Genomic DNA, 26,159 nt, shown 5'->3' with positions numbered 1-26,159 from the left:
TTTTTCCTACCATATATAGTGATATAAGTTCATTTAATTTTATTAACATAATTTCAAATGCGCTGCTTTTTATCAATCTAAATCTTAGACGCACTGCTGTGCGCCTCTGCTAAAATGAACTTATATCACTTATATGGTGAAAACACATTAATTTTTTCAGAACCCAATCATTTTTAAACCCAATTGTTTATTTTTACAGACTAATATTTTTTCTATGTCAACTCAAAAACGTCTTTTTCTTCTCGATGCTTATGCATTAATTTTTCGTGGCTATTATGCTTTTATAAAAAATCCGCGAATTAACTCAAAAGGAATGGATACATCAGCGATCATGGGGTTCATGAATTCGCTTTTAGATGTTATAAAACGTGAAAAACCGGATCATTTGGCCGTAGCTTTTGATAAAGAAGGAAGCCAGGTAAGAACAGAAATGTATTCTGATTATAAAGCCAATCGTGATGCAACGCCGGAGGCGATTAAAATTGCGATTCCGTATATTCAGGATTTATTAAGAGCCATGCACATTCCTATTATCGAAATGGCAGGATGTGAAGCCGATGATTTAATTGGAACAATTGCCAAACAAGCCGAAAAAGAAAACTACAAAGTTTTTATGGTTACGCCTGATAAAGATTTTGCACAATTAGTGTCTGAAAATATATTTATGTACAAGCCAGCCCGAATGGGAAATGGTATAGAAATTTGGGGAGTTCCCGAAGTTTTGGCAAAATTTGAAATCGAAAGACCGGATCAGGTAATTGATTTTCTTGGAATGATGGGTGATGCTGTCGATAATATTCCGGGATTGCCTGGCGTTGGTGAAGTTACCGCCAAAAAATTTCTGAAAGAATTTGGCACAATGGAAAATCTTTTAGAAAATACGCATTTGCTGAAAGGCAAAATGAAAGAAAACATTGAGGCCAATAAAGACAAAGGAATTTTATCTAAAAAACTGGCTACTATTATATGTGATTGTGATGTTGTTTTTAATGAAAATGACTATGAACTTTCACGTCCGGATATTGAAAAAACCGATGCTATTTTTCAGGAATTGGAATTTAGAAGAATGGCAGAACAATTTGATAATTTATTTAAAATTGGCGGCGGAAATGAACTGGCAAATAAAGGCGACGAAGCCAAATTATACAAAAAACCACAGCCTAAAAACGAAGATCAATTTGATCTTTTTGGCGGAGGTGCAACCATAGATGAACATTCAGAAGAAAGAACATCGTTTTACAATACATTAGAAAACACAACGCACTCCTATCAGGCAATTGAAGGTGATTTAGGTATTAAACTGCTTTTGCAAAATTTACAAAAACAGACTTCGGTTTGTTTTGATACTGAAACGACTGGTTTAGATGCTTTACATGCCGAATTGGTTGGTGTTTCTTTTTCATACGAAAAAGGAAAAGGATATTATGTTCCGTTTCCAGAAAGTCAGGAAGAAGCTCAGGTTTTAATCGATAAGTTCAGACCGTTTTTTGAAAATGAAAACATCGAAAAAATTGGACAGAATTTAAAATACGATTTAAAAATTCTTTCTAATTATGGTGTTACCGTAAAAGGAAAACTTTTTGATACCATGATTGCGCATTATTTGATCAATCCGGATATGCGTCATAATATGGATATTTTAGCTGAAACGTATTTAAAATATTCTCCAAAATCAATTGAAATCTTAATTGGTAAAAAAGGTAAAAACCAAATTTCGATGCGCGATGTTGAATTAGAAGACATCAAAGAATATGCTGCCGAAGATGCTGATATTACGCTCCAACTAAAGGAAGTTTTTACTGCAGAACTGGATAAAACAGAAACTAAAAAGTTATTTGATGAAATCGAAATTCCGTTAGTAAGCGTTTTGGCTGATATGGAAACCGAAGGAATTCGTTTAGATGTAGAGTTTTTAAGCATAATGTCTAAAGAAATGGACATCGAGATTAAATCTTTGGAACAAAAAATATACGAAACCGCGGGAGAGAAATTCAATTTAGCTTCTCCAAAACAATTAGGAGATATTTTATTTGACAAACTAAAAATTGGTGGTGCAAAACAAAAGAAAACCAAAACGGGTCAATATGCAACCGGCGAAGAAGTTTTAACGTATTTGGCAAATGATAACCCAATCGTAAAAGAAATTCTGGATTGGCGACAAATGGTAAAATTACAAAGCACTTATATTTTGGCTTTGCCGGAACAAGTAGACAAAAAAACATTGCGTGTTCATACCGATTATATGCAAACTGTTGCCGCAACAGGTCGTTTGAGTTCTAACAACCCAAACTTGCAGAATATTCCCATTCGTACTGAAAGAGGTCGTCAGATTCGTAAAGCTTTTGTGGCCCGCGATGAAAACCATACTTTAATCTCTGCCGATTACTCGCAAATAGAATTAAGAATTATCGCTGCTTTAAGTGGTGAAGAAAATATGATTAAGGCATTTCAGGACGGAGAAGATATTCACAAAGCAACAGCTTCAAAAGTTTTCAATGTTCCTTTGGAAGAAGTTTCACGCGAACAGAGAAGTAATGCTAAAACAGTAAACTTCGGGATTATATATGGTGTTTCTGCTTTCGGATTAAGCAATCAAACTTCATTATCAAGAAGCGAAAGTGCTGCTTTGATCGAAGCATATTACAAAACATATCCAAGATTAAGATCTTATATTAATGAACAAATAGAGTTTGCGCGCGAAAAAGGATACGTACAAACTATTTTAGGCCGTCGCCGATATTTAAAAGACATCAATTCAGCAAATGCCGTTGTTAGAAGTGCTGCCGAAAGAAATGCTGTAAATGCACCAATTCAGGGAAGTGCTGCCGATGTTATTAAAATCGCGATGATCAACATTCATAAAAAATTAAAAGAAGGAAACTGGAAATCTAAAATGCTGCTACAGGTTCATGATGAGCTTGTGTTCGATGTTCACAACGATGAACTCGAAAAAATTCAGCCCATGATTAAACACGAAATGGAAAATGCATTTATGATGAGTGTTCCTTTAGATGTTGAATTAGGTTTGGGCGCAGATTGGCTGGCAGCGCATTAATTTATTTTAGATTTCTTAATAAAACACCGCAATGACACAAATGTCGCAATGAGACAAACACAAAAAAAAGACTGCCCTTATGGACAGTCTTTTTTTATACAGCATTATTTATTTTAAAATTTAATGAAATTTTCTTGTTGACTCTCGTTCTTTTAATTTTGTTTTGATGACGATCGTTTCATATTCTGAAGTTTCACCTTCTTTTTCTTCTAAACGTTTAATTAATTGTTTAGCAGCAACTTCTCCAATTTCAATTCCGTGTTGGCTTATTGTAGTCAAACTTGGTGATAAACGTCTTGATGCTAAAATTCCATCAGCAAATCCTATTATCGAAATATCTTCGGGAACTCTGAAACCTTTTTGCAAACTCAATCTTAAAGCAGCAACTGAATCATTTTCATCCAAAGCAAAAATGGCATCAATTTTATTATCGAAGATTCTGTCAATTTTAGCTTTCATATCATATTCAGAATCAGTACGAAGAATAATCTTTTCATTTACCGGAATATGATTGTCTTTTAAAGCTTTCAAATATCCATTAGCTCTTAGTTTTCCAACACTTAAATTATCTACCGAAGAAATTAACGCAATATTTTTACATTGTAAATCAATTAAATGCTGCGTTGAATTATATGCCGAATCAAAATCATCAACCACGACTTTGTCACAGTCTACTTCATCAGCAATACGGTCAAACATTACAATTGGTGTTCCGTCATTAATAATAGCAGAAAAATGGCTGTAATCGTGTAATTTCTGAGCTTCTTCTGAAACCGAAAGAATAAATCCGTCGATAGTTCCGTTGCTCAGCATTTCGAGCGTATGAATTTCTTTTTCTAAAGATTCATTCGAAATACAGGTGATTACATTATATCCTTTTTTATCGGCTACTTTTTCGATACCACTAAAGACCTTCGCAAAAAAGGAATTCAATATATTCGGTATAATTACACCAATTGTTTTGGTTTTACGATTCTTTAAATTCAGACCAATAACATTAGGCTTGTAATTTTTGAGTTTGGCATACTCCTTAATCTTCACCTTTGTTTGCTCACTAATCTCCGGGCTGTCGTTTAACGCCTTAGAAACCGTCGATACAGAAACATTTAGTTCTTTCGCAATTTGTTTTAGAGTTGCTTTAGCTTTCATTTAAAAATATTTTATGTAATTAATACAAATATAGTAGAAATACCGAAAATAAAACAAAAAACACACATTCCTATTTAAAATTATAGGGGCTTTTTTAAAATAAAATAAAAAAACATCCAATTTTGAAAACCGCATCTCTAAATATTTCGTTAATAACTTAATATATGTTATTAACCTTATTAAAAAAAACCTTTATTATGAAAAACGAAGTTAAAATTCATGAAGTTGACCCTTCACTGAATAACAGAAGGAGCTTTCTAAAGCTCAGTGGCTTAACATTAGTTAGCGCAGGTTTGGTTTTAGCTGGATGCAGCGATAATGATAACGATGAAGAAATGGACGATACTTCATTGCCGGGAATCAGAAATGGTGTGTTTGATTTGGGTTCCGGAGATTTCGGCGTACTAACTTATGCTTATGCTTTAGAACAGCTAGAAGCAGATTTTTATACAAAGGTTGTAAATGCCACAAGTTTCAATGCTACTTTTAATGATACAGAACGTCAGGTTCTTACTGATTTATATCATCACGAAGTAATACACAGAGATTTTTTTAAAGCAGCATTAACCGGAGCGCTTCCTGATCCAAATTCTCAATTGCTTCCGTCTTTGGCTTTTAACTATGGTTCTTTAAATTTTAACAGCCGTACTGAAGTTCTTGCGACTGCAAAAGCATTGGAAGATACCGGAGTTGCCGCTTATAATGGCGCAGGAAAATTAATTAAAACTCCGGCTTATTTAGTGTTGGCCGGAAAAATTGTTTCTGTTGAAGCAAGACACGCTTCGGCAATTAGAAGTTTGATCAATCCAAATTCAAGTGATTTTGCCGGTGATGATATTATTAGTACATCAACTGGTTTGGATGTTGCTAAAGATCCTTCAAAAATTCTGCCTATTGCAGGAGGATTTATTACCACAAAATTTACTGCCAAATATTTACCTTAATCTTAACTAGCTAAAACTTAGAAATTATGAATATTTTAAAATTTATAGAAACCTTTACTGATGATAGCTTAATGAGAAGCACCGGTTCTCGAAGAGATAGTTTTTCGCAGTTTGGAAACATAGGAAAAACATTGGCATATGCATCAATACCATTCGGATTATCTGCAATGGCAAATAAAGCATTGGCAAAAGATATTACTGCAACACCTGCAACTCCTATTGGTGCTTTGCAGTTTGCACTGACTTTAGAATATCTTGAAAACGAATTTTACGCCATGGCTTTAGATTCAGGAGTAATTCCTGCATCAGAAAATGGCGGGCGTGATTTAAAAGTTTTTCAACAAATAGCAGCACACGAATCAGACCATGTTTCTTTTTTAATTGCAGGATTGGGCGGACCAGCAAGCGCTAATTTTGTTGCAAAACCTACTTTTGACTTTACCGTTGGCGGAGCATTTGATCCTTTTGGTGATTACCCGACTTTTTTAGCATTGGCACAAGCCTTTGAAGATACAGGAGTGAGAGCATATAAAGGTCAGGCCGGAAATTTAATAAGTACACCGGATCTATTGACTGCCGCTTTGCAAATACATTCTGTAGAAGCACGTCACGCATCAGAAGTACGACGCTTACGCGGATTAAAAGGATGGATTTCTAATGAAGAAAGAGGCGCCGGAATGCCGGAAGCCACTCAGGCAGTATATGCTGGAGAGGGAGTTACAATGCAGGCAGGCTATAACACAGCCACTTTATTTGGAGCTGCGGCAGGATCAGAAGCTTATGATGAACCGCTTGCTACACAACAAGTAGTTGATATTGCAAATTTATTTATTGTATAATAAATAAATTCTAAATACAGAACCACCTTCGCGTTATTGTGAAGGTGGTTTTTTTTTATTGTTTTAAATAAAAAACTGATGTCCTGATTTTCAGCATATAAAATAATCATTTCAGGTATTTGGATTTAAAATAATTAATTGTACTTTTGCATCCCCTTTATTGGGGATGGAATGTTTAATTAAAATAATATTATGGACGCATTAAGCTACAAGACAATTTCAGCTAGCAAAGCCACTGTAACAAAAGAGTGGATTGTTGTAGACGCTGAAGGTCATAACTTAGGTCGTCTTGCTTCAAAGGTTGCGATGATCTTAAGAGGTAAGTACAAACCAAGTTACACACCACACGTTGACTGTGGAGATAACGTAATTGTTATCAACTCAGAAAAAATTAACCTTACAGGTACAAAAATGAATGACAAAATTTACATGCGTCATACAGGTTACCCAGGAGGACAAAGAACTTTAACTGCTAAAGTATTGCAATCTAAAAACCCTGCATTATTAGTAGAAAAAGCTGTAAAAGGAATGTTGCCTAAAAACAAATTAGGAGCTGAACTTTTTAGAAATCTAAATGTTGTTGTAGGATCTGAGCACAAACAAGGAGCTCAAAAACCTAGAACTGTTAACCTAAACGATCTTAAGTAATGGGAGTTATTCACAAAATCGGTAGAAGAAAAACCGCTGTTGCACGTGTATATGTTTCTGAAGGAACAGGAAAAATCACTGTAAACAAAAAAGAATTCGCAACTTACTTTCCAACTGCAACTTTACAATACAAAGTTTTACAACCAATGTCTATGACAGAAAATGTAAACAACTTTGATGTAAAAGTAAACGTTTACGGAGGTGGTTCAACTGGTCAGGCAGAAGCTGTAAGAATGGCATTGGCACGCGTTATGTGTGAAGTAAATGCTGAAAACAGAGCTATCCTTAAACCAGAAGGTTTATTAACAAGAGATCCAAGAATGGTTGAACGTAAGAAATTCGGTCAGAAGAAAGCTCGTAAGAGATTCCAATTCTCTAAACGTTAATATTACCTGTCTTGTACATTTGGTACAGGACATCATCAATTATTTATTGAAATTAAAAAACACAGTTGTTGTTGCTCTCCTATCGAGGTAGGAAATAGTTTAGCATCTAAATGAAACTGGGATTGAAAGATTAAAAGATTGAATAATTTTTAAATCATTAAATCCAAAACGGGACATTGCTAATCAACAGAACGTAAACTAGTACAAAAATGGCAAACAAAATAGAAGTAAAAGACTTACTAGAAGCAGGTGTTCACTTTGGACACATGACTAGAAAATGGGATCCAAACATGGCCCCTTACATTTATATGGAGCGTAATGGTATTCACATTATCAATCTATATAAAACTGCAGCTAAAATTGAAGAAGCTAATGAAGCTTTGAAAAAAATCGCAGCATCAGGTAGAAAAATCTTATTCGTAGCTACCAAAAAACAAGCAAAAGACATCGTTGCTGAAAAAGCAAAAGCTGCAAACATGCCTTACATCACTGAAAGATGGCCTGGTGGAATGCTAACTAACTTTGTAACTATCAGAAAGGCAGTTAAAAAAATGTCTTCTATTGATAAAATGAAGAAAGATGGTACTTTCATGACGTTATCTAAAAAAGAGCGTTTGCAAGTTGATCGTCTACGTGCTAAATTAGAGAAAAACTTAGGTTCAATTGCTGATATGTCCAGACTACCTGCAGCATTGTTCGTAGTAGATATCAAAGCTGAACACATCGCAATAAAAGAAGCACAAAAATTAAACATTCCAGTTTTCGCAATGGTTGATACGAATTCTGACCCAAGAGAGGTTGATTACGTTATTCCTGCAAATGATGATGCTTCTAAATCAATTGACAAAATTTTATCTTTAGTAACTGCTGCTGTAATCGAAGGTCTTTCTGACAGAGGTTCAGATAAAGAAGCTGACGTTTTCACAGAAGAAGCTCCTGCTACTGAAGCTGCTGCTCCTGCTGTAGCAGAAGCTGCACCAGCTGCTGAAGCTGCTCCTGCAACTGAAGAATAAATCAAATTTTAAATTCCAAATTTTAAATTCCAAAATCCAAACACAAATTAAAAACGTTATGTTGATAATTTAATAAAATTGGAGTTTGGAATTTAAAAGATGGAATTTTTACTTTTAACATTAAAATTCAAAATATTATGGCAACAATTACTGCTGCAGACGTAAATAAATTAAGACAAACCACAGGTGCCGGAATGATGGACTGTAAAAAAGCTTTAGTTGAAGCTGATGGAGATTTCGATAAAGCTATACAAAACCTTAGAGAAAAAGGACAAAAAGTTGCTGCTAACCGTTCTGACCGTGAGTCTTCTGAAGGAGCTGCTGTTTCTTTTGTTAATGCTGACAAAACTAAAGGAGCTATCATCACTTTAAACTGCGAAACAGATTTCGTAGGTAAAAATGAAGCTTTCGTAACTTTAGCTAAAGAATTAGTTGAAAGAGCTATCAATTTCTCTTCTAAAGAAGAATTCTTAGCTTCAGATTTCAACGGAATTACTGTTGCTGAAAAATTAATTGAGCAAACTGGTGTTATCGGTGAAAAAATCGAAATCGGTGGTTTTGAAATTTTAGAAGGCGCTTTCGTTGGATCTTATGTTCACGTTAACAAAATTGCTGCATTAACTGCAATTTCTGCACCAATTGCTAACGCTGACGTTTTAACTAAAGACGTTTCTATGCAAGTTGCTTCTATGGGAGCTGATACATTATCTTACAAAGATTTTGATCCTGCTTTCGTTGAATCTGAACTTGCTGCCCGTATTGCTGTAATCGAAAAGGATAATGAAGAAGCAAAACGTTTAGGAAAAACTTTAAAAAATGTTCCTAAATATATCTCTTTCTCTCAATTAACTGAAGAAGTTTTAAAACAAGCTGAAGAAGATGCTAAAGCTGAATTAAAAGCTGAAGGCAAACCAGAGCAAATTTGGGACAAAATTATCCCGGGAAAAGTTCAACGTTTCATTTCTGACAATACTACTTTAGATCAGGAGAAAGCTTTATTGGATCAAAACTTCATCAAAGATGACAGTAAAAAAGTTGGTGATTATGTTAAAGGATACAACGTTGAAATTACAGGTTTCAAAAGAGTTACTTTAGGTTAATATATTATTTTTTCAATATAAAAAGCCCGAATATTTACATATTCGGGCTTTTTTATATAAGCTCTGTTTCTATTCTTATTTTTTCTTCTCTACAATTGGAAAATCTCTGGCACGCATTAAAGCATCAGATTTAGGAGCTCTTCCTCTAAAATTCTCATATGCTTTTTCCTGATCAATAGTATTTCCAACACTAAAAACGTTATCATATAATCTTTTTGCTACTTCTTTATCATACGGACCTTTTCCTTCTGTAAAAGCTTCATAAGCATCTGCATTTATAACATCTGCCCATAAATAACTGTAATATCCCGCAGCATATCCATCACCGGAAAAAATATGCCCGAACTGTGGAATTCTATGACGCATTACAATTTCTGACGGCATATGAAGTGCATCTAAAGTCTCTTTTTCAAATTTATGAGGATCAATAGGTGTTGTCGTTAAATGCAGTTTCATATCAACTAACGAACTTGATATTGTTTCTACAGTAGCGAAACCTTCTCCAAAATTAGCTGCTTTTTCTATTCTGTCAACTAATGATTGCGGCAATGGCTCATTTGTTTTATAATGCAAAGCAAATTTATTCAAAACTTCAGGAGTCGCCAGCCAGTGCTCTAATAACTGCGAAGGAAACTCTACATAATCTCTCGCAACAGATGTTCCTGCTAAACTAGGATATGTTACATTAGAACATAATCCGTGAAGTGCATGCCCAAATTCATGAAATAAAGTCGAAGCGTCATCCCATGAAATTAAAATTGGCTCATTTGCAGCTCCTTTAATAAAGTTACAGTTATTAGAGACAATTGTAAGTACTTCTCCATCCATTTTTTGTTGATCACGATAAGAATTCATCCATGCACCGGAACGTTTTCCTGCACGTGCATACGGATCAAAATACCATAGTCCAACCGCTTTACCGGTTATTTTATTACTTACTTCCCAAACACGTACATCAGGGTGATAAACCGGAACATTTGTAATTTGCTTAAAACTTAAATTAAACAATTCTCCCGCAACCCAAAACATACCTTCACGTAAATTTTCTAACTGTAAATAAGGTTTAACCTCATTTTGATCTAAATCGTATTTTGCTTTTCTAACTTTTTCAGCGTAATAACGATAATCCCAAGGTTGAATTTTGAAATTACCCCCTTCTGTATCAACAATTTTTTGCATTTCGGCAACATCCTGATGTACTTTTTCTACAGCAGGCTCCCAAACAGATTCCATTAACTCCAATGTTTTCTTAGGATCTTTTGCCATTTTATTAGACAAACTCCAGTCTGCAAAAGTAGGAAACCCTAATAATTTTGCTTTTTGAGTGCGCAATTGCAAAATAGAAACAAGCGTTGCATTGTTATCATTTGCATTACCATTATCACCGCGTTTTACAAAAATATCGAATGCTTTTTCTCTTAAATCCCTGCGAGTCGAGAAAGTCAAAAATGGTTCAATAGATGAGCGAGTGTTTGCAATACAGCCCATTACATCTAGTTTTCTCGTTTTTGCTTCGGCAATTGCAGCGTTTTTCACTTCAGTTGGCAAACCGTCAAAATCACTTTCTGTTTTTAATGGCACATATTGATTGTGTTCTTCCGCTAATAAGTTTTGACTGAATTTTGTAAAAAGGCTTGCTAATTCCTGATTAATCCCGGCAACTTTCTCTTTGTCTTTTTCATTTAATTTCGCACCTTCACGAACAAAATCAGTATAATACAGCCAAATTAAACGTTGTTGTTCACTAGTAAGTTTTTTACTTTCTTTCGAATTATACAACGTTTCTATTCTTGTAAATAACTTTTTATTTTGAAAAATTTTATCATTGAATTCAGATAATTTTGGAGACATTTCTGTTTCGACAGCATCAAATTCGGGAGTGCTTAAATTTGAACCATAAATACTATAAACAGTATAAATTCGAGCAATTGTTTTTCCGGCGCGTTCTAAAGGCGCCATGGTATTATCAAAAGTTGGTGCTTTTGTATTATTTGCAATAGCATCTATTTCATTAAGTTTTTCCTGAATTGCAAATTGAATTGCCGGTTTAAAGTCAGAAATCTTATACTCATTAAAAGCAGGAACTCCTCCGTAAGGTCCTGTCCATTTTTTAAGCAATGGATTCTCAGAAGTGGTTTGTGCGCTGGCCGCGAATAAAGATGATCCCATAAGAAAAATTGTCATTAATTTTTTCATTATCACTAATTTGATTTGATATAAAATAAAACATGTAACTGTTTCAAATGTAACTAAAAATCGGCGTTCCAAAGAGAATTTTAACTTTCTGTATCTCTCAAAACTGTAGTTTTATTTCAAAATATCCATTCAAAATTATAGATAATACCTTAAATTTGAATTATCATTTACCAAATCCATATGTTTAAAACCAAAAAAGAAATTGTTTTTGTAGTCCTGGCCGGAATTTTTATAACAAATGCTGTTGTGGCAGAACTAATTGGCGGAAAATTAATCCAAATTGGACCATTTGTAATGAGCATCGGAATTTTACCCTGGCCAATTGTTTTTCTAACCACAGATTTAATCAATGAATATTTTGGAGAAAAAGGAGTTAAAAAGCTATCTTTAATAACAGCCTGCTTAATTGCTTATGCTTTTCTAATATTATTTATGGCAATTGTAATTCCGGCAGCAAAAGGAATTAGCCCCGTAAATGATGAACAATTTCACGCCGTTTTTGGGCAAAGTATGTGGATTATTGTGGGTAGTTTAATCGCTTTTATGGCATCTCAATTAATTGATGTTTGGATATTTTGGTTTTTCAAAAGACGAACAGGAGAAAGAAAAATATGGCTTAGAGCAACCGGATCAACAGTAATCTCACAATTATTTGACTCCTTTATTGTACTTGGAATTGCTTTTTGGCTACCCGGAAAAATTGATTTCGACACTTTTATTTCATCAGGATTAACAGGTTATATTTTCAAACTAACCGTAGCAGTTTTATTGACTCCTTTAATTTATGCAGGTCATCATTTGATTAAAAAATATTTGCAAGAAGGAGAAGAAGACCATTCTGAAAAAAAATAAACTGATATTATCACAATGAAAAACAAAACTATACTTCTATTTTTTTCTATAGCATATTGCTTTTTCAGCTGTGGTAATAACGAAACAAAACCGTCTAAAAAAAAACTATCTCCCGTTAATTCCCTAACACCTGTTTCTGAGACTGTTTCTTCAGATACTCCTGCTATTACTGCATCTATAAAAAATAAAACGACTATCGTTAATAAAAAAACACGATCTCCAACCCAAATTGACTCGACAAAAAGTCCAGAAGAAAATACAGATATAGAACTAAAAGAGACAGATAAGGAGTTAATAAGTTTTATCAATATCCGAAAGATACTTACAGGCGCTGAAATTGGAGAAACCTTAACCCAAAAAGAATTAATTCAAAATTTCGAAATTCCGAAAGATGCTGTAAAAATGGTAAAAAGCATTACTAAAACTGCCGAAGATGAGATTGCATTAAAATGGCATTCGACTTGGTTTATAGAAAAAATGTCTGATGCTAAATTCAATGATGGCCGCATGAAAATTAAATTTATCGCCAACAAAATGTACACTTCCGGCGAAGCAATTGGAATTAAATACAATAGAAAAATCTATAATGATTTAGTTATAATTGGGAATTCTGCGTATATCCCAAGTGTAAAAGGATATCATTGGCAAATAGGGAAATAACCCAAATAATTTTTCTTATGCGAGAACAAACAGCTCACAAATTCACTTCTATTTTTTATTTTTCCGCTTTTTATTCATTCTAACAGGGCAATAATATTCACCCAAATTATCTTAATAATTTAAACAATTTCTTTTAACAAGATAATTTTTATAGCAAAATAAAAAACTACTCATAACATACCTCTAAGAATCAATATATTAAGATTAATTGTGAAATAAACACGAAAAAACTTATTATATTATGTTAATTTTTGGAAAAAGATTTTATTTTTGCCGAAAAATTAACAATTAAAAACCCACCAAAATGAAAAAATTAAGCATTTTATTTGTGTCAGTATTGACATTAGGATTAGCAGTAACATCTTGTAGCAGTGACGATGATGACAATGGAACTATCGAAGGAAAATGGCAACTTTCTGAAGTAGGAGTAGTTTTTAACGGTACAGAAGCATTAGAGCCAGCTACAAATGACGGATGTGATAACGATGTTGTGGAATTTAAAACAGATGGTAAATTCGTTGATAGTTACTCAGAATTCACAGATAATAAATGTACTGCTTACACTCAAGAAGGAACATGGACTAAAGACGGAAGCACGTTGACTAAAAAATACGCAAGTGACGATGAAGAAAAAGTGGAAGTTGCTGAATTAACCGGAAGCAAATTAAAATTAAAATTTACTTATTCTGAAGGAGGAGTTACGATTTCAGCTATCCAAGTATACAAAAAAATCTAGGTCTTAGCGACTTATAAATTTTGAAGAGCCTCAAATCTTAATTGATTTGAGGTTTTTTTATACATTTGAAATAAAAAATGGAACCAATAAGATGCAGCTGGTGTACGGCGAGTGATTTATATAAAAAATACCATGATGAAGAATGGGGCGTTCCTGTTTATGATGATCCTACGCTATTCGAATTTTTAATTTTGGAGACTTTTCAGGCTGGTTTAAGCTGGATAACTATTTTAAACAAAAGAGAAAATTTCGGAAATGCATTTGATCATTTCGATTATAAAAAAATAGCAAATTACTCTGAAGAAAAGATCGAAGAGTTATTGCAAAACACAGGAATCATTAGAAATAAACTTAAAATTAAAGCCGCTGTTACAAACGCTCAGGCTTTTATGAAAGTACAAGAAGAATTTGGAAGCTTCTCTGAATATATTTGGAAATTTGTAGACGGAAAACCAATTATAAATAATCCAAAAACCTCAAAAGATGTTCCTGCCACTACTCCGCTTTCTGATGAAATCAGCAAAGATTTAAAAAAAAGAGGCTTCAAATTTGTTGGTTCAACCGTAATTTATGCACACATGCAAGCCACCGGAATGGTCAATGATCATGCCGAAGATTGCTGGACGAGAACTCAGTAAACAGTCGCAGTTTTCAGTACCAGTTTTCGATTTTACAAAAACTTGAAACCTGAAACTTGAAACTTTTTTAAGCTTCCAAACAAAAAATACATATATTTGCTTCACACTTTAGGGGTGTCTACAAACTTGTAGGCTGAGATTTTACCCTCTGAACCTGATCTAGTTCATACTAGCGTAGGGAAAAGTAAGATGACTTCTGCGCGCATTTTTATGCGTTCTTGTAGCCATTCCTAAAGTATAACACATACTAAATTCAAAAGGAATGGAACTAAAAATCAACCAACAAATCAAACAATTCAATGCTGAATCGCTTAGCGTTCAATCATTGCTTGATCTCGAAATTCCCAACAAACAAAACGGAATCGCCGTTGCTGTTAACAACACCGTTGTTCCAAAACTAAACTGGAACCAATATCTAGTACAGGAAACCGACGAAATTTTAATTATTTCAGCAACGCAAGGCGGATAATATGGCTGCTTAAACGGGCAGAAACGGCAACAAGAAATTTATTTTCAAAAACAAGATTAAAAACATACAACAGAAGACGCACAGCTGTGCCCTCTACAGAAAACCATTTTGCAACACACATTTTACAATTCACAAGCTATGACTACAGAAGAACAAATCTCCAGAACTCCTTTTCCTAATTCAAAAAAAATATACGTCAATGGCGAAATTCATCCCATAAAAGTGGCGATGCGCGAAGTTATTCTTAGCGATACCAAACTTTCAAATGGCGGAATCGAGAAAAATCCGCCTGTAACTATTTATGATACTTCCGGAGCTTACACCGATCCAAATATTGAAATCGATATTAGAAAAGGATTGCCACGCTTGCGCGAAAATTGGATTTTAGAGAGAAATGACGTCGAAATTCTAAACGAAATATCTTCTGATTACGGTCAAACCCGACTGAAAGACGAAAGCCTAAATCATCTTCGATTTGAATACCTGCATCAACCAAAAAGAGCTAAAAAAGGTGCAAACGTAACGCAATTGTATTACGCAAAACAAGGAATTATTACTCCGGAAATGGAATATATTGCCATTCGTGAAAATCAACGTATTGAACTTTTAAACGAACAAACCAAAGCGATGCGTTGTCAGCATGACGGACATAGTTTTGGAGCCAATACACCAAAAAGCAAAATTACTCCAGAATTTGTTCGTAGCGAAGTAGCTTGCGGAAGAGCCATAATTCCAAACAACATCAATCATCCTGAAAGCGAGCCTATGATTGTGGGTCGCAACTTTTTGGTAAAAATAAACGCCAATATTGGTAACAGTGCCGTGACTTCAAGCATCGAAGAAGAAGTTGAAAAAGCCGTTTGGGCTTGCCGTTGGGGTGCAGACACAATTATGGATTTATCTACAGGAAAAAACATTCACGAAACCAGAGAATGGATTATTCGTAATTCACCTGTTCCAATAGGTACCGTTCCTATTTATCAGGCTTTAGAAAAAGTAAAAGGAATTGCCGAAGATTTAACCTGGGAAGTTTTCCGTGATACTTTAATCGAACAGGCAGAACAAGGTGTTTCGTATTTTACGATTCACGCCGGAGTTTTATTACGTTACATTCATTTAACCGCTGATCGCGTTACCGGAATCGTTTCTCGTGGTGGTTCTATTATGGCTAAATGGTGTTTATTTCATCATAAAGAAAACTTTCTATACACGCACTTCGAGGAAATCTGCGAAATCATGAAACAATATGACGTTGCATTTTCTTTAGGCGATGGTTTACGTCCGGGTTCAATTGCCGATGCTAATGATGCAGCTCAATTTGCCGAATTAGAAACTTTAGGTGAACTGACTAAAATTGCATGGAAACACGATGTACAAGTTTTCATTGAAGGTCCTGGTCACGTGCCAATGCACATGATAAAAGAGAATATGGACAAACAATTAGAACATTGCAGCGAAGCTCCTTTTTATACACTTGGGCCATTAACAACTGATATTGCACCAGGTTACGATCATATCACATCGGCAATTGGGGCTGCGATGATTGGCTGGTACGGCTGTGCAATGTTGTGTTATGTTACGCCAAAAGAACATCTTGGTTTACCTAATAAAAAAGACGTTAAAGACGGAGTAATCACCTATAAAATATCTGCTCACGCTGCTGATTTGGCAAAAGGTCATCCGGGTGCGCAATATCGAGACAATGCTTTAAGCAAAGCTCGTTTTGAATTCCGTTGGGAAGATCAGTTTAATTTATCTCTGGATCCGGATACGGCAAGAGAATTTCACGATGAAACTCTTCCTGCTGATGGTGCAAAAGTGGCGCATTTCTGTTCGATGTGCGGACCAAAATTCTGCTCAATGAAAATATCTCAGGAAATTAGAGATGTGGCTGCCGCCGAAAAAGGCATGCAGGAAAAATCAGAGGAATTTATTGAACAAGGCAAAGAAATCTATATCTAGTCGTAAGATGATTTTTGTAAAATGTGAAATGTAAAACACTATCTCATTTCACATTTTACAAACAACATTTCATTTCTAACATTTCACAAAAAACATTTTACCAGTATGATCGTAATTACAAATCCTTCTCCAATTATAAATGAAATGGAAATTATTGATTCTTTATTTGAAGAAGGTTTGTCTTTACTTCATATTCGGAAACCAGATTTTTCTGAGATGGAAATGGCTCAATTTATTCATCAGATAAGATTAGAATTTCGATCGAATTTAGTCTTACACAACCATCATGAACTGGCCGGGGATTTTGGAATTAACCGGATACATTTTTCTGAAAAGGAAAGAAAAAATTTGAATGATCTTCCTGCAAGGTTTCCAAAATCTTATAGGTATAAATCAACATCAACACATTCGATCGAAGATTTCAATGCATTAGAAAATTTTGATCATGCTTTTCTAAGTCCTGTTTTTAAAAGTATTTCCAAAGACGATTATTATCCAAAAGAAAACCTTTTTGAAGCATTAAATTCAAGAACAAATAGCGAAATAAAAGTTATCGCTTTAGGCGGAATTGAGTCTGAAAACATCAAAAAAACACTTGAAAATGGTTTTGATGATATTGCACTTTTAGGAGCTGTCTGGAAAAATGAAAACCCGGTAAAACAATTTAGATTATGTCAGGAAATCGCCCATTCGTACTTAGTATAGCCGGCTTCGACCCATCTGGCGGTGCCGGAGTTTTAGCAGATATTAAAACATTTGAACAGCATCAGATAACAGGATTTGCCATTATAACGGCGAATACAATTCAAACCGAAAATGAGTTTATAGACATCCAATGGATAAATCTAAGTTTTGTGATTCGTTCGATTGAAACGGTATTTGAAAAGTATAAAATCAATGCTGTAAAAATTGGAATTATTCCAAATCTGCATTATCTAAACCGAATTCTTGCAACGATTAAACTGCTTTCTCCTTCAACTCAAATTGTTTGGGATCCTGTTTTAAAATCGACCACAAAATTTGAGTTTCTGAGTATTGAAGATCGTTTAAACCTGAATAAAATCTTATCTAAAATTGATTTGATTACGCCAAATTATAATGAAATTGAGATCTTATTTCCCGGTTTTATTCAACATCAATTAAGAATGCAGAACGAAATTTCAACTACTATTTTATTAAAAGGCGGACATAATCCTTCAGATATTGGAGCAGATCGTTTGTTTCTAAAAAATGAAATCATTGATTTATTGCCCTCACAAGAAAAATGCTTTGAAAAACATGGTTCCGGCTGTGTATTATCAGCAGCAATTGCCTCAAATCTCGCATTAAAACAAACTCCGAAAGAAGCTTGCAAAAATGCCAAAACCTACATAGAAAAATACCTGAGTTCAACTTCAACTTTAATCGGATATCATTATGTACAATAAATTGCAATACATCTCACAAGGAAACACAATCGAAGAACAATTGTATGCTATTCATCAGGCGCTGGATGCCGGTTGTGATTGGGTACAAATGCGTTTTAAAAACCAAACTGCCAAAGACACCTATGTTTTAGCAGAAGCGGTAAAATTTTTATGCGAAGAATATCTGGCTAATTTTATTGTAAACGACAATCTTTATCTGGCACAGCAAATTACTGCTGATGGCGTGCATTTGGGCTTAACTGATATGAATATTGCAGAGGCAAGAGCAATTTTGGGAAACACAAAAATTATTGGAGGAACAGCAAATACTTTCGAAGATATTCAAAAACACGTAAAAAATGGCTGCGATTATATTGGTTTAGGACCATTCCGTTTTACACAAACCAAAGAAAAACTAAGTCCGATTTTAGGCTTATCAGGGTATTTTGAAATACTAAAAAAACTCAAAAACAATAAAATTGAGATTCCAGTATATGCCATTGGTGGAATTAATCTACAAGATATTAATCCATTAATGGAAACCGGAATTCACGGTATTGCTGTTTCGGGAATGATCACACAGTGTACCGAAAAAGACAAATTAATTCAACAACTAAACGAAAAATTATATGCAAACGTCATTGTTTAATATTGGAGACAAAACCTTTAAATCCCGACTGTTTTTAGGAACGGGAAAATTTGGTTCGAATCTTGAAATGGAAGAAGCTATTTTAGCTTCCGAAAGTGAATTTGTGACTGTTGCCTTAAAACGTATTGATCTGGAAACAGAAACAGATGCTATTTTATCGCATTTAAAACATCCAAATATTCACTTATTACCCAATACTTCGGGTGCAAGAAATGCTAAAGAAGCTGTTTTTGCAGCACAATTAGCCCGCGAAGCATTAGAAACAAATTGGGTAAAACTAGAAATTCATCCCGATCCGAAATATCTGATGCCGGATCCAATCGAAACTTTAAAAGCAACCGAAGAACTGGCTAAACTTGGTTTTTTTGTTCTTCCGTATATTCATGCAGATCCTGTTTTATGCAAACATTTAGAAAATGCAGGAACAACCGCCGTAATGCCTTTAGGATCTCCAATTGGGACTAATAAAGGATTAAAAACAATTGATTTTCTTGAAATTATTATCGAGCAAAGTAACGTTCCTGTAATTATAGATGCGGGAATTGGATCTCCGTCTGATGCCGCAAAAGCAATGGAAATTGGTGCCGACGCTGTTTTGGTCAATACTGCAATATCCGTAGCCGGAAATCCAAGATTAATGGCTGAAGCCTTTAAAGAAGCTGTTATGGCAGGCAGAAAAGCCTTTGAAGCCAAAATTGCAAATCAACAGAATTATGCTACTGCATCAAGTCCTTTAACATCTTTCTTATATGACTAGTTTTTAATCTCTCGCAGATTTGGCAGATTGAGCAGATTTTTTTGCACGTTTTAATTAATAATGATCTGCTCAATCTGCCAAATCTGCGAGAGAAAAATCTAAAAAGTAGGAAATTTCACTATATTTTATTTTAAATTAAAGCTACATTCATGTCAGAAAATGAAATTTCATATAAAGTAAGAGGTGCAATATTTACGGTATACAATATTTTAGGTCCTGGACTATTAGAATCAGTTTACGAAAGTGCTTTACACTACCAATTAAACAAGGATGGATTAAATACCATCAAACAAATTAATTTACCCGTTAAATATGATAATGTAGATTTGGATATTACTTTTCGATTAGATCTATTAGTTGAAAACAAAGTAATTGTTGAACTAAAATCTGTTGATGAATTGAAATCTATTCACTTTAAACAATTAAATACTTATTTAAAACTAACAAATAAAAAGCTAGGATTATTAGTCAATTTTAATTGTATCAACATTCTAGATAATATACATCGAGTTGCAAACAAAATCTGATCTATCTATAAAAATCCGTGTAAAACATATCAATCCAATGAAAACATTCAAATCGGTTTTTGAACAATATGATTGGGATACTATTCAATCTAAAATATATACAACTTCATCGAAAGATGTAGAACGCGCTTTGGCAAAAACCAAACGAAATCTCGATGATTTTTTAGTTTTGATTTCTCCCGTTGCCCAAAATTATCTGGAGCAAATGGCCCAACAATGCCATGAAATCACTAAAAAACGTTTCGGAAAAACGATACAAATGTATGCACCACTTTATTTGAGTAATGAATGCCAGAACATTTGCACCTATTGCGGCTTTAGTTTAGACAATAAAATCAAAAGAAAAACACTTACTGATGCAGAGATAAAACTTGAAGTTGAAGCTTTAAAAAATGCTGGGTTTGATCATGTTTTATTGGTTACAGGCGAAGCAAATTATACCGTAAATATTAATTATTTCCTGAATGCAATCGCTTTAATAAGAAAACAATTTTCGATTATTTCTGTTGAAGTGCAACCGCTTTCTACAGAAGATTATGAACGTTTACATGAAGCCGGAGTCTATTCCGTTTTAGTTTATCAGGAAACATACCATCAGGAAGTATATAAAAAATACCATACAAAAGGCAAAAAATCAAATTTTGATTACCGACTTGAAACTCCTGACCGAATTGGAACTGCAGGAATTCATAAAATTGGTCTGGGCGTTTTATTAGGTCTGGAAGATTGGCGAACGGACAGTTTTTTTAATGCTTTACATTTAGATTATCTTCAAAAAAAATACTGGCAAACTAAATATTCAGTTTCATTTCCGAGATTACGCCCCGCAGAAGGCATTATTGAACCCAATTTTATTATGGATGATAAAGATTTGACACAACTTATTTGCGCGTACAGATTGTGGAATGAAGATCTGGAAATCTCCATTTCGACTCGTGAAAATGAAAAATTCAGAAACAACATTATTCCAATTGGCGTAACGAGTATGAGCGCAGGTTCAAAAACAAATCCCGGTGGTTATGTTGTTGATCCGCAATCTTTGGAACAGTTTGAAATCAGCGACGAACGTTCGGCAAAAGAAATAGCGCAAATTATAACCGACTCCGGTTATGAACCAATCTGGAAGGACTGGAGCAAAAGTTTTAGCAATTCCATCTAACATTTTACAAAATACATTTTACAAAAAATGAGTATCATACAAGAATTTTTACGTTACAACAGACAAACTATATTACCTGAAATTGGCGATGAAGGGCAGGAAAAACTGAAAAAAGCAAGAGTTTTAGTAATTGGCGCGGGCGGTTTAGGATGTCCAATTTTACAGTATATTTCAACCGCCGGAGTTGGTTTTATCGGAATTATGGATTTCGATACGATTGAAATTCACAACCTGCACCGTCAAATATTATATACTGAAAATGGAATAGGGAAAGAAAAAGCGCTTGTTGCTAAGGAAGTAGTTTCGAAACTAAATCCGCTGATTGAAGTTATTGCAATTCCTGAAAAACTGACTGTAGAAAATGCTTCATCAATTATTCAGCAATATGATATTGTAGTTGATGGTTCAGATAATTTTACAACACGTTATTTGGTAAACGATACTTGCGTTGAATTCAACAAACCTTTAGTTTATGGAAGCATCTTAAAATTTGAAGGACAGGTTGCTGTTTTTAATCATAACGGGAGTAAAAACCTGCGTGATTTATTTCCTGAAATGCCGGATCCAAAAGATGTTCCAAATTGTAATTTAAATGGCGTTTTAGGAACGTTACCCGGAATTATAGGTACAATGATGGCGCATGAAACACTTAAATTAATCTTAGAATTACCAACTTTAAAAAACGAATTGGTACTTTTTAATACTTTGAATTGGAGTTTTACAAAACTAAATTTTTAGAACTCAATTTCATCTCCAATTTTAATTAATCCGCTATTTAAACTCACAATATTAGTTCCGAATAAGACCGAATTATTAAAATTTCTGTATTTGCTCAACGTTTTCAAAGGTTCTTTTTTTACAATTCCTTTTTGCGGATCATTATTCACCATAATACATCTTCCGCAAGGTTTTACATTTTTAAACTGAACTTCTCCAATCTTAAAAGTTTTTAAATCGTCTTCTTCATGAGCAGTTTGAGTGCTTATCACAATATTTGGGCGGAATCTTAAAACGGTGATTTTATCTTCTAATTTTTCATTCAAAAAATCGAGGCTTTCTGTTCCAATCAGTAAATAAGGATATCCATCTGCAAGACTTACATTGAAAGTTTCTTTGAGTCTTGAACTTTCATGTTTTCGATCTCCGCTTTTGATAATTTTCACCAATTTACATTCAAAACCCAGCTGTTTACTGAACCATTTTGATGTTGATTTATTCACTTCAACAACTTCACTTTTATCATCCCATACATTTACTTTTAAAGGAATATCTAAATGTTCGGCTGTAGAAAATTCATGTTTTTCGTCCTGAAAAGTAATGCTGATTTTTCCATCTGAAATTTGTGGATAAAACTGACTCATTATCGGATGTTCTCTTTGTGTTATAAATTGATTTTCAGCATCAATTAACATCCAGCGACGATCGTTTTCAAACCCCATTTCTTCTGCAAAAGCTTGTTGACAGCTAATTCCGGCAAGACTTTTTATCGGAAAAATATAAATTTCTTTTACAATATGAATCGCACTCATTATTTCTTATTTTCTAAAATAAACATAAATTCTTCACGATCGATTTCGCGACAGCCCAAACTTTCCAGATGTGGATTATGTACCTGACAATCCAGTAGTTTATATTTTTTTTCTTTTAACGAATTTACCAAAGCTATAAAAGCCACTTTTGATGCATTTGATACTTTCGAAAACATACTTTCCCCACAAAAAACATGACCTAAATCTATTCCGTATAAGCCGCCTACTAAAACCTCATCTTGCCAAACCTCAACAGATTTTGCCATTCCCTGAGCATGTAATTCACAATAAGCGTCGATCATTTCGTTTGAAATCCAGGTTCCGTTTTGTCCTTCACGTTTTATTTTCTGGCAATTTAAAATAACAGCTTCAAAATTTTGGTTAAAAGTTACTTTAAATTGATTTCTATTCAAAATGTTTCGCATGCTTTTAGAGACAATCAGTTCATCCGGAAACAAAACCATTCGAGGATCCGGCGCCCACCACAAAATAGGTTCCCCTTCATTAAACCACGGAAAAATACCACTTTTGTACGCTAATTTCAATCTTTCGGGATTTAAATCACCGCCAATTGCCACAATTCCTTCTTCATCAGCCTCTGAAACCGGAGGAAAAAATAAATCTTTAAATACGTAATACATCTTAAATTACAATTTTTAAATTCTAATTCTCTCAATATTGTCATTGCGAGGAACGGAGCAACCACACTATCAAAAAACCAGTTAATTTAGCAAATGAGATTGCTTCGTTCCTCGCAAGGACTAAACTTTGACAAAGGTTTACGACAAAACTAAGGTTAAAACAAAAAATTCCAAACCCCAATTACACGCAAATGAATTGGAATTTGGAATTTATAATTGGAATTTAAACTTTTAGAAAGGCAAATCGTCCGGTTCGTCTTCGTTTAAATTTGTTGCCGGAGCAAAAGCTTCTGCAGCAGGCATTGGAGGTGTTTGCGCAGGACCTTCCGGTGCTACTCTTTCGATTCTCCACCCTTGAATACTATTGAAATATCTGGTTTCTCCTTGTGGATTAACCCATTCTCTTCCTCTTAAATTGATAGAAACTTTTACCGCTTCTCCTTGCTTATAGCTGCTCAACAAATCGCATTTATCTTGTGTAAATTCGATTAAAATATGTTGTGGATATTGCTCGTCTGTAGTAACAACTAATTCTCTTTTTTTGAATGAGGCACTAACTTGTTGCTCCGGGTTTACCACTTTTACTTTTCCTATAACTTCCATCTTCGTCTATATTAATTATTGTTTCTTTTCTTATTTCTTAGCTAAAAGTACTTTCCAGGCCGATGTAATATCATCCTTATTCAGGTATTTTTTGGCTTCTAAATGTATTTTTTCCTGATCATCGGAACTTAAAACTCCTTTCACAGAAAAATTTTCTTTCACAAATATACTAACTTCTTCGGTTGTAGGCAAGGCTTCTATATTTCCTAATTTTCCCAGATCATTTCCATCAAAAACAGGGCTTTCTTTGATATAATTTGGAATAACATCTACGCCAACACCTAAAGTTGTAAGTGGTTTTTGTACTTCAAAAAGTCCTTGATTAGATCTTGAGTACCAATTATTTCCCAATCTTGAAACCAGATCAATTTTATGCTGATCGATTGCTCCGTTTTCATCTAAAACGGATTCATGAATATGTATTTTTACGACTTCACAAAGTATCAGATTTCCTGCTCCGCCTTCTGTTCCTAACGGAATAATCTGCGTGACTTTGCATTCAAACTGCACCGGCGACTCTTTTACGCGATACGGTTTTACTAAATCTGACGGAATTTGTGTTAATCCGGCTTTTATAAATTCATTTATACCTTCTGCATATTCTGTGCTCGCTAATGAAGTTTGCTGTACCAAATCATAATTTACAACATTTATAACTACTTCACGCGTTGCTTCAACATTAATTAAAGTATGTTTTACGGTATTATCGCGAACACGTCGAGCCGGCGAAAAAACCAAAATTGGCGGATTGGCACTAAATACATTAAAAAAACTAAACGGCGATAAGTTCGGAATTCCTTTTTCGCTAATGGTACTGGCAAAAGCAATAGGCCTTGGCCCAACGGCACTTTGCAGATAACCATGTAATTTTGCTGTAGTAATTTCTTTTGGATTAATGCTAATCATAATTTTTTCTTTTAAACCAAAGCTCTTTTTGGTTACTGCAAAAGTATAGAAATCGTTTAAGCCAAAGAAATAGTTTTCGCCTTAAAACAAAAAAATCTTTAAACGGTTACAAAATATTAAATGTGTATATTTCGTTATATTTATACCTCAAAAATTAATTTATGTCTTTTTCTGAAAGAAGAAATACAACGCGCTGGATTATCATCTTTATATCATTCACAATTATTTCCCTGATTCTTTGGAACACTTATACTTTTTTCCAAATTTTCAAAAATGAAGAACGAATTAAAATGAAACTTTTGGCCAATGCACAAATCGCACTTATTAATGCCGATGAAAATACTGACCTCGAACTTCCGCTTCAGATTTCAAGCAATAATACTTCGATTCCGGTCATATTAACCATGTATGACAAAATTCTTACCACCAGAAATGTTCCTGAAGAAGTATTAAAAGACGAAAAAAAATCAATGCAGTTTTTGAGAAATCTGAAAAATGAAAATGAGCCAATTGTTTTTGAATATTCTCCCGGAAAATATCAAAAACTGTATTATGGAAATTCGTCATTACTGAATAAACTTAAATATTATCCAATTGCTTTATTACTGATTATTTTTTTATTTGGCGCTTTGATTTACAATTTTTACAAGAGTACCAAAATGGCAACGCAAAATAAACTTTGGGCCGGAATGGCAAAAGAAACCGCGCATCAAATTGGGACACCTTTATCGTCGTTAATTGGCTGGGTTGAAATTTTAAAGACGGAAGAAATTGACCAGTCTATAACTTTTGAAATTCAAAAAGATATTGAACGTCTGCAAACTATTACAGATCGTTTCTCTAAAATTGGTTCTGTTCCTGTTTTAGAAGTCCATGATATTGTGGAAGAAACCTTGAATTCATACGAATATTTGCAATCTCGTTTTTCTAAACAGGTTGAATTTTCATATCATGCGCCGGATGAACCAATTTTGGTTATGATAAATCCAACATTACATAGCTGGACAATAGAAAATTTGGTGAAAAATGCGATTGATGCCATGAAAGGAAAAGGAACTTTGGAATTTAATATCGAACAAGATTCTCATCACGTAAAAATAACTGTAAAAGATTCAGGAAGCGGAATTCCAAAAAAACAATTCAAAACTATCTTTGAACCCGGTTTTACGACCAAAAAACGCGGTTGGGGATTGGGACTTTCTTTAACCAAAAGAATCGTCGAGGAATATCACAGCGGTAAAATAAAGGTTTTACATTCTGAAATAGGAAAAGGAACTACTTTTCAAATTCAATTAAATAAAAAAGTGTAGCAAATCTTTGCTACACTTTTTTATT

Annotated in this window: 27 protein-coding genes and 1 riboswitch; of the genes, 21 read left to right on the top strand and 6 right to left on the bottom strand. The window is 34.1% G+C overall.

Annotated elements, in window-relative coordinates:
* The first annotated feature begins 214 nt into the window (after positions 1-214).
* Positions 215-3,055 (top strand): DNA polymerase I, encoded by a 2,841-nt coding sequence (gene polA / locus OLM54_RS19460; RefSeq protein WP_264536200.1) that lies wholly within the window; start codon positions 215-217, stop codon positions 3,053-3,055.
* Between the two features lie 120 nt (positions 3,056-3,175).
* Here polA and OLM54_RS19455 read toward each other — a convergent pair whose 3' ends face one another.
* Positions 3,176-4,204, bottom strand: a complete 1,029-nt coding sequence (locus OLM54_RS19455) for a LacI family DNA-binding transcriptional regulator (RefSeq protein ID WP_264536199.1) — start codon at positions 4,202-4,204, stop codon at positions 3,176-3,178.
* Between the two features lie 197 nt (positions 4,205-4,401).
* Between OLM54_RS19455 and OLM54_RS19450 the strand changes: the two genes are divergently transcribed.
* The 6 genes from OLM54_RS19450 to tsf all read left to right on the top strand — a co-directional run bounded on the left by OLM54_RS19450 (position 4,402) and on the right by tsf (position 9,134).
* Positions 4,402-5,148: a ferritin-like domain-containing protein gene (locus OLM54_RS19450; RefSeq protein ID WP_264536198.1), complete on the top strand. Its 747-nt coding sequence runs from the start codon at positions 4,402-4,404 to the stop codon at positions 5,146-5,148.
* 26 nt (positions 5,149-5,174) lie between these two features.
* The gene (locus OLM54_RS19445) at positions 5,175-5,987 is read left to right on the top strand and encodes a ferritin-like domain-containing protein (RefSeq protein WP_264536197.1); all 813 of its coding nucleotides are present in this window, start codon (positions 5,175-5,177) and stop codon (positions 5,985-5,987) included.
* Between the two features lie 192 nt (positions 5,988-6,179).
* A complete protein-coding gene (rplM, locus tag OLM54_RS19440) occupies positions 6,180-6,635 on the top strand; it encodes a 50S ribosomal protein L13 (RefSeq protein ID WP_007808911.1) in 456 nt (151 codons plus the stop codon).
* Positions 6,635-7,021 carry a 30S ribosomal protein S9 gene (gene rpsI / locus OLM54_RS19435; RefSeq protein ID WP_007808909.1) on the top strand — a complete coding sequence of 129 codons (387 nt, stop codon included), beginning with the start codon at positions 6,635-6,637 and terminating at the stop codon, positions 7,019-7,021. The genes rplM and rpsI overlap by 1 nt, the downstream gene beginning before the upstream one ends.
* Before the next feature lie 209 nt (positions 7,022-7,230).
* Entirely contained in the window at positions 7,231-8,034 is an 804-nt protein-coding gene (gene rpsB / locus OLM54_RS19430) for a 30S ribosomal protein S2 (RefSeq protein ID WP_264536196.1), read from the top strand.
* Between the two features lie 137 nt (positions 8,035-8,171).
* Entirely contained in the window at positions 8,172-9,134 is a 963-nt protein-coding gene (gene tsf, locus OLM54_RS19425) for a translation elongation factor Ts (protein ID WP_264536195.1), read from the top strand.
* 75 nt (positions 9,135-9,209) lie between these two features.
* On the opposite strand, the gene OLM54_RS19420 is transcribed toward tsf, so the two are convergent.
* Positions 9,210-11,330: a M3 family metallopeptidase gene (locus OLM54_RS19420; protein WP_264536194.1), complete on the bottom strand. Its 2,121-nt coding sequence runs from the start codon at positions 11,328-11,330 to the stop codon at positions 9,210-9,212.
* Positions 11,331-11,510: 180 nt separating this feature from the next.
* Between OLM54_RS19420 and OLM54_RS19415 the strand changes: the two genes are divergently transcribed.
* From OLM54_RS19415 to OLM54_RS19355, 13 genes are all read left to right on the top strand, one after another.
* Positions 11,511-12,182 (top strand): queuosine precursor transporter, encoded by a 672-nt coding sequence (locus tag OLM54_RS19415; protein ID WP_264536193.1) that lies wholly within the window; start codon positions 11,511-11,513, stop codon positions 12,180-12,182.
* A gap of 15 nt (positions 12,183-12,197) precedes the next feature.
* Entirely contained in the window at positions 12,198-12,842 is a 645-nt protein-coding gene (locus tag OLM54_RS19410) for a hypothetical protein (RefSeq protein WP_264536192.1), read from the top strand.
* A 304-nt stretch (positions 12,843-13,146) separates the two neighbouring features.
* A complete protein-coding gene (locus tag OLM54_RS19405) occupies positions 13,147-13,578 on the top strand; it encodes a lipocalin family protein (protein ID WP_264536191.1) in 432 nt (143 codons plus the stop codon).
* 77 nt (positions 13,579-13,655) lie between these two features.
* Positions 13,656-14,216 (top strand): DNA-3-methyladenine glycosylase I, encoded by a 561-nt coding sequence (locus OLM54_RS19400; RefSeq protein ID WP_264536190.1) that lies wholly within the window; start codon positions 13,656-13,658, stop codon positions 14,214-14,216.
* Between the two features lie 100 nt (positions 14,217-14,316).
* A riboswitch (TPP riboswitch) is annotated at positions 14,317-14,414 on the top strand.
* Between the two features lie 64 nt (positions 14,415-14,478).
* On the top strand, positions 14,479-14,685 hold the full coding sequence (thiS, locus tag OLM54_RS19395; RefSeq protein ID WP_099710711.1) for a sulfur carrier protein ThiS: 207 nt from the start codon (positions 14,479-14,481) through the stop codon (positions 14,683-14,685).
* A gap of 138 nt (positions 14,686-14,823) precedes the next feature.
* Positions 14,824-16,647 carry a phosphomethylpyrimidine synthase ThiC gene (gene thiC / locus OLM54_RS19390; RefSeq protein ID WP_264536189.1) on the top strand — a complete coding sequence of 608 codons (1,824 nt, stop codon included), beginning with the start codon at positions 14,824-14,826 and terminating at the stop codon, positions 16,645-16,647.
* Positions 16,648-16,752: 105 nt separating this feature from the next.
* On the top strand, positions 16,753-17,352 hold the full coding sequence (locus tag OLM54_RS19385; protein ID WP_264536188.1) for a thiamine phosphate synthase: 600 nt from the start codon (positions 16,753-16,755) through the stop codon (positions 17,350-17,352).
* Positions 17,319-18,074, top strand: a complete 756-nt coding sequence (locus OLM54_RS19380; RefSeq protein ID WP_264536187.1) for a hydroxymethylpyrimidine/phosphomethylpyrimidine kinase — start codon at positions 17,319-17,321, stop codon at positions 18,072-18,074. The genes OLM54_RS19385 and OLM54_RS19380 overlap by 34 nt, the downstream gene beginning before the upstream one ends.
* Positions 18,064-18,702 carry a thiamine phosphate synthase gene (locus OLM54_RS19375; RefSeq protein ID WP_264536186.1) on the top strand — a complete coding sequence of 213 codons (639 nt, stop codon included), beginning with the start codon at positions 18,064-18,066 and terminating at the stop codon, positions 18,700-18,702. The genes OLM54_RS19380 and OLM54_RS19375 overlap by 11 nt, the downstream gene beginning before the upstream one ends.
* Complete coding sequence (locus OLM54_RS19370) at positions 18,683-19,459, top strand: thiazole synthase (RefSeq protein WP_319802291.1); 777 nt, start codon at positions 18,683-18,685, stop codon at positions 19,457-19,459. The genes OLM54_RS19375 and OLM54_RS19370 overlap by 20 nt, the downstream gene beginning before the upstream one ends.
* A gap of 149 nt (positions 19,460-19,608) precedes the next feature.
* Positions 19,609-19,986, top strand: coding sequence for a GxxExxY protein (locus OLM54_RS19365; protein WP_264536185.1), 378 nt, complete (start codon positions 19,609-19,611; stop codon positions 19,984-19,986).
* Positions 19,987-20,023: 37 nt separating this feature from the next.
* Positions 20,024-21,145 (top strand): 2-iminoacetate synthase ThiH, encoded by a 1,122-nt coding sequence (gene thiH / locus OLM54_RS19360; RefSeq protein ID WP_264536184.1) that lies wholly within the window; start codon positions 20,024-20,026, stop codon positions 21,143-21,145.
* Positions 21,146-21,172: 27 nt separating this feature from the next.
* A complete protein-coding gene (locus tag OLM54_RS19355) occupies positions 21,173-21,883 on the top strand; it encodes a HesA/MoeB/ThiF family protein (protein WP_264536183.1) in 711 nt (236 codons plus the stop codon).
* Here OLM54_RS19355 and OLM54_RS19350 read toward each other — a convergent pair.
* From OLM54_RS19350 to OLM54_RS19335, 4 genes are all read right to left on the bottom strand, one after another.
* Positions 21,880-22,674 carry an MOSC domain-containing protein gene (locus OLM54_RS19350; RefSeq protein WP_264536182.1) on the bottom strand — a complete coding sequence of 265 codons (795 nt, stop codon included), beginning with the start codon at positions 22,672-22,674 and terminating at the stop codon, positions 21,880-21,882. The two genes, OLM54_RS19355 and OLM54_RS19350, sit on opposite strands and share 4 nt — an antisense overlap.
* Complete coding sequence (aat, locus tag OLM54_RS19345) at positions 22,674-23,315, bottom strand: leucyl/phenylalanyl-tRNA--protein transferase (RefSeq protein WP_264536181.1); 642 nt, start codon at positions 23,313-23,315, stop codon at positions 22,674-22,676. The genes OLM54_RS19350 and aat overlap by 1 nt, the downstream gene beginning before the upstream one ends.
* A 231-nt stretch (positions 23,316-23,546) precedes the next feature.
* Positions 23,547-23,918, bottom strand: a complete 372-nt coding sequence (locus tag OLM54_RS19340; RefSeq protein ID WP_264536180.1) for a DUF3127 domain-containing protein — start codon at positions 23,916-23,918, stop codon at positions 23,547-23,549.
* Between the two features lie 30 nt (positions 23,919-23,948).
* Complete coding sequence (locus OLM54_RS19335) at positions 23,949-24,824, bottom strand: flavin reductase family protein (RefSeq protein ID WP_264536179.1); 876 nt, start codon at positions 24,822-24,824, stop codon at positions 23,949-23,951.
* 161 nt (positions 24,825-24,985) lie between these two features.
* Here OLM54_RS19335 and OLM54_RS19330 point away from each other — a divergent pair, with 161 nt between their 5' ends.
* The gene (locus tag OLM54_RS19330) at positions 24,986-26,134 is read left to right on the top strand and encodes a sensor histidine kinase (RefSeq protein WP_264536178.1); all 1,149 of its coding nucleotides are present in this window, start codon (positions 24,986-24,988) and stop codon (positions 26,132-26,134) included.
* Positions 26,135-26,159 lie beyond the last annotated feature (25 nt).

Origin of the sequence: Flavobacterium sp. N1736 (assembly GCF_025947065.1) — a bacterium.
Taxonomy (GTDB): Bacteria; Bacteroidota; Bacteroidia; order Flavobacteriales; family Flavobacteriaceae; genus Flavobacterium.
Note: the sequence above shows the minus strand (reverse complement) of the source record. Positions and strands in the feature narration are given on the sequence as shown.

Coding starts and splice junctions, on each gene's coding strand:
- OLM54_RS19340 (WP_264536180.1), bottom strand. CDS start 23,918: ATGGAAGTTATAGGAAAAGTAAAAGTGGTAAACCCGGAGCAACAAGTT.
- OLM54_RS19455 (WP_264536199.1), bottom strand. CDS start 4,204: ATGAAAGCTAAAGCAACTCTAAAACAAATTGCGAAAGAACTAAATGTT.
- thiH (WP_264536184.1), top strand. CDS start 20,024: ATGAAAACATTCAAATCGGTTTTTGAACAATATGATTGGGATACTATT.
- OLM54_RS19420 (WP_264536194.1), bottom strand. CDS start 11,330: ATGAAAAAATTAATGACAATTTTTCTTATGGGATCATCTTTATTCGCG.
- OLM54_RS19335 (WP_264536179.1), bottom strand. CDS start 24,824: ATGATTAGCATTAATCCAAAAGAAATTACTACAGCAAAATTACATGGT.
- OLM54_RS19400 (WP_264536190.1), top strand. CDS start 13,656: ATGGAACCAATAAGATGCAGCTGGTGTACGGCGAGTGATTTATATAAA.
- thiS (WP_099710711.1), top strand. CDS start 14,479: ATGGAACTAAAAATCAACCAACAAATCAAACAATTCAATGCTGAATCG.
- OLM54_RS19355 (WP_264536183.1), top strand. CDS start 21,173: ATGAGTATCATACAAGAATTTTTACGTTACAACAGACAAACTATATTA.
- OLM54_RS19370 (WP_319802291.1), top strand. CDS start 18,683: ATGCAAACGTCATTGTTTAATATTGGAGACAAAACCTTTAAATCCCGA.
- rpsB (WP_264536196.1), top strand. CDS start 7,231: ATGGCAAACAAAATAGAAGTAAAAGACTTACTAGAAGCAGGTGTTCAC.
- aat (WP_264536181.1), bottom strand. CDS start 23,315: ATGTATTACGTATTTAAAGATTTATTTTTTCCTCCGGTTTCAGAGGCT.
- OLM54_RS19410 (WP_264536192.1), top strand. CDS start 12,198: ATGAAAAACAAAACTATACTTCTATTTTTTTCTATAGCATATTGCTTT.
- tsf (WP_264536195.1), top strand. CDS start 8,172: ATGGCAACAATTACTGCTGCAGACGTAAATAAATTAAGACAAACCACA.
- OLM54_RS19365 (WP_264536185.1), top strand. CDS start 19,609: ATGTCAGAAAATGAAATTTCATATAAAGTAAGAGGTGCAATATTTACG.
- OLM54_RS19445 (WP_264536197.1), top strand. CDS start 5,175: ATGAATATTTTAAAATTTATAGAAACCTTTACTGATGATAGCTTAATG.
- OLM54_RS19330 (WP_264536178.1), top strand. CDS start 24,986: ATGTCTTTTTCTGAAAGAAGAAATACAACGCGCTGGATTATCATCTTT.
- thiC (WP_264536189.1), top strand. CDS start 14,824: ATGACTACAGAAGAACAAATCTCCAGAACTCCTTTTCCTAATTCAAAA.
- rplM (WP_007808911.1), top strand. CDS start 6,180: ATGGACGCATTAAGCTACAAGACAATTTCAGCTAGCAAAGCCACTGTA.
- OLM54_RS19375 (WP_264536186.1), top strand. CDS start 18,064: ATGTACAATAAATTGCAATACATCTCACAAGGAAACACAATCGAAGAA.
- OLM54_RS19385 (WP_264536188.1), top strand. CDS start 16,753: ATGATCGTAATTACAAATCCTTCTCCAATTATAAATGAAATGGAAATT.
- OLM54_RS19380 (WP_264536187.1), top strand. CDS start 17,319: ATGTCAGGAAATCGCCCATTCGTACTTAGTATAGCCGGCTTCGACCCA.
- rpsI (WP_007808909.1), top strand. CDS start 6,635: ATGGGAGTTATTCACAAAATCGGTAGAAGAAAAACCGCTGTTGCACGT.
- OLM54_RS19405 (WP_264536191.1), top strand. CDS start 13,147: ATGAAAAAATTAAGCATTTTATTTGTGTCAGTATTGACATTAGGATTA.
- polA (WP_264536200.1), top strand. CDS start 215: ATGTCAACTCAAAAACGTCTTTTTCTTCTCGATGCTTATGCATTAATT.
- OLM54_RS19450 (WP_264536198.1), top strand. CDS start 4,402: ATGAAAAACGAAGTTAAAATTCATGAAGTTGACCCTTCACTGAATAAC.
- OLM54_RS19350 (WP_264536182.1), bottom strand. CDS start 22,674: ATGAGTGCGATTCATATTGTAAAAGAAATTTATATTTTTCCGATAAAA.
- OLM54_RS19415 (WP_264536193.1), top strand. CDS start 11,511: ATGTTTAAAACCAAAAAAGAAATTGTTTTTGTAGTCCTGGCCGGAATT.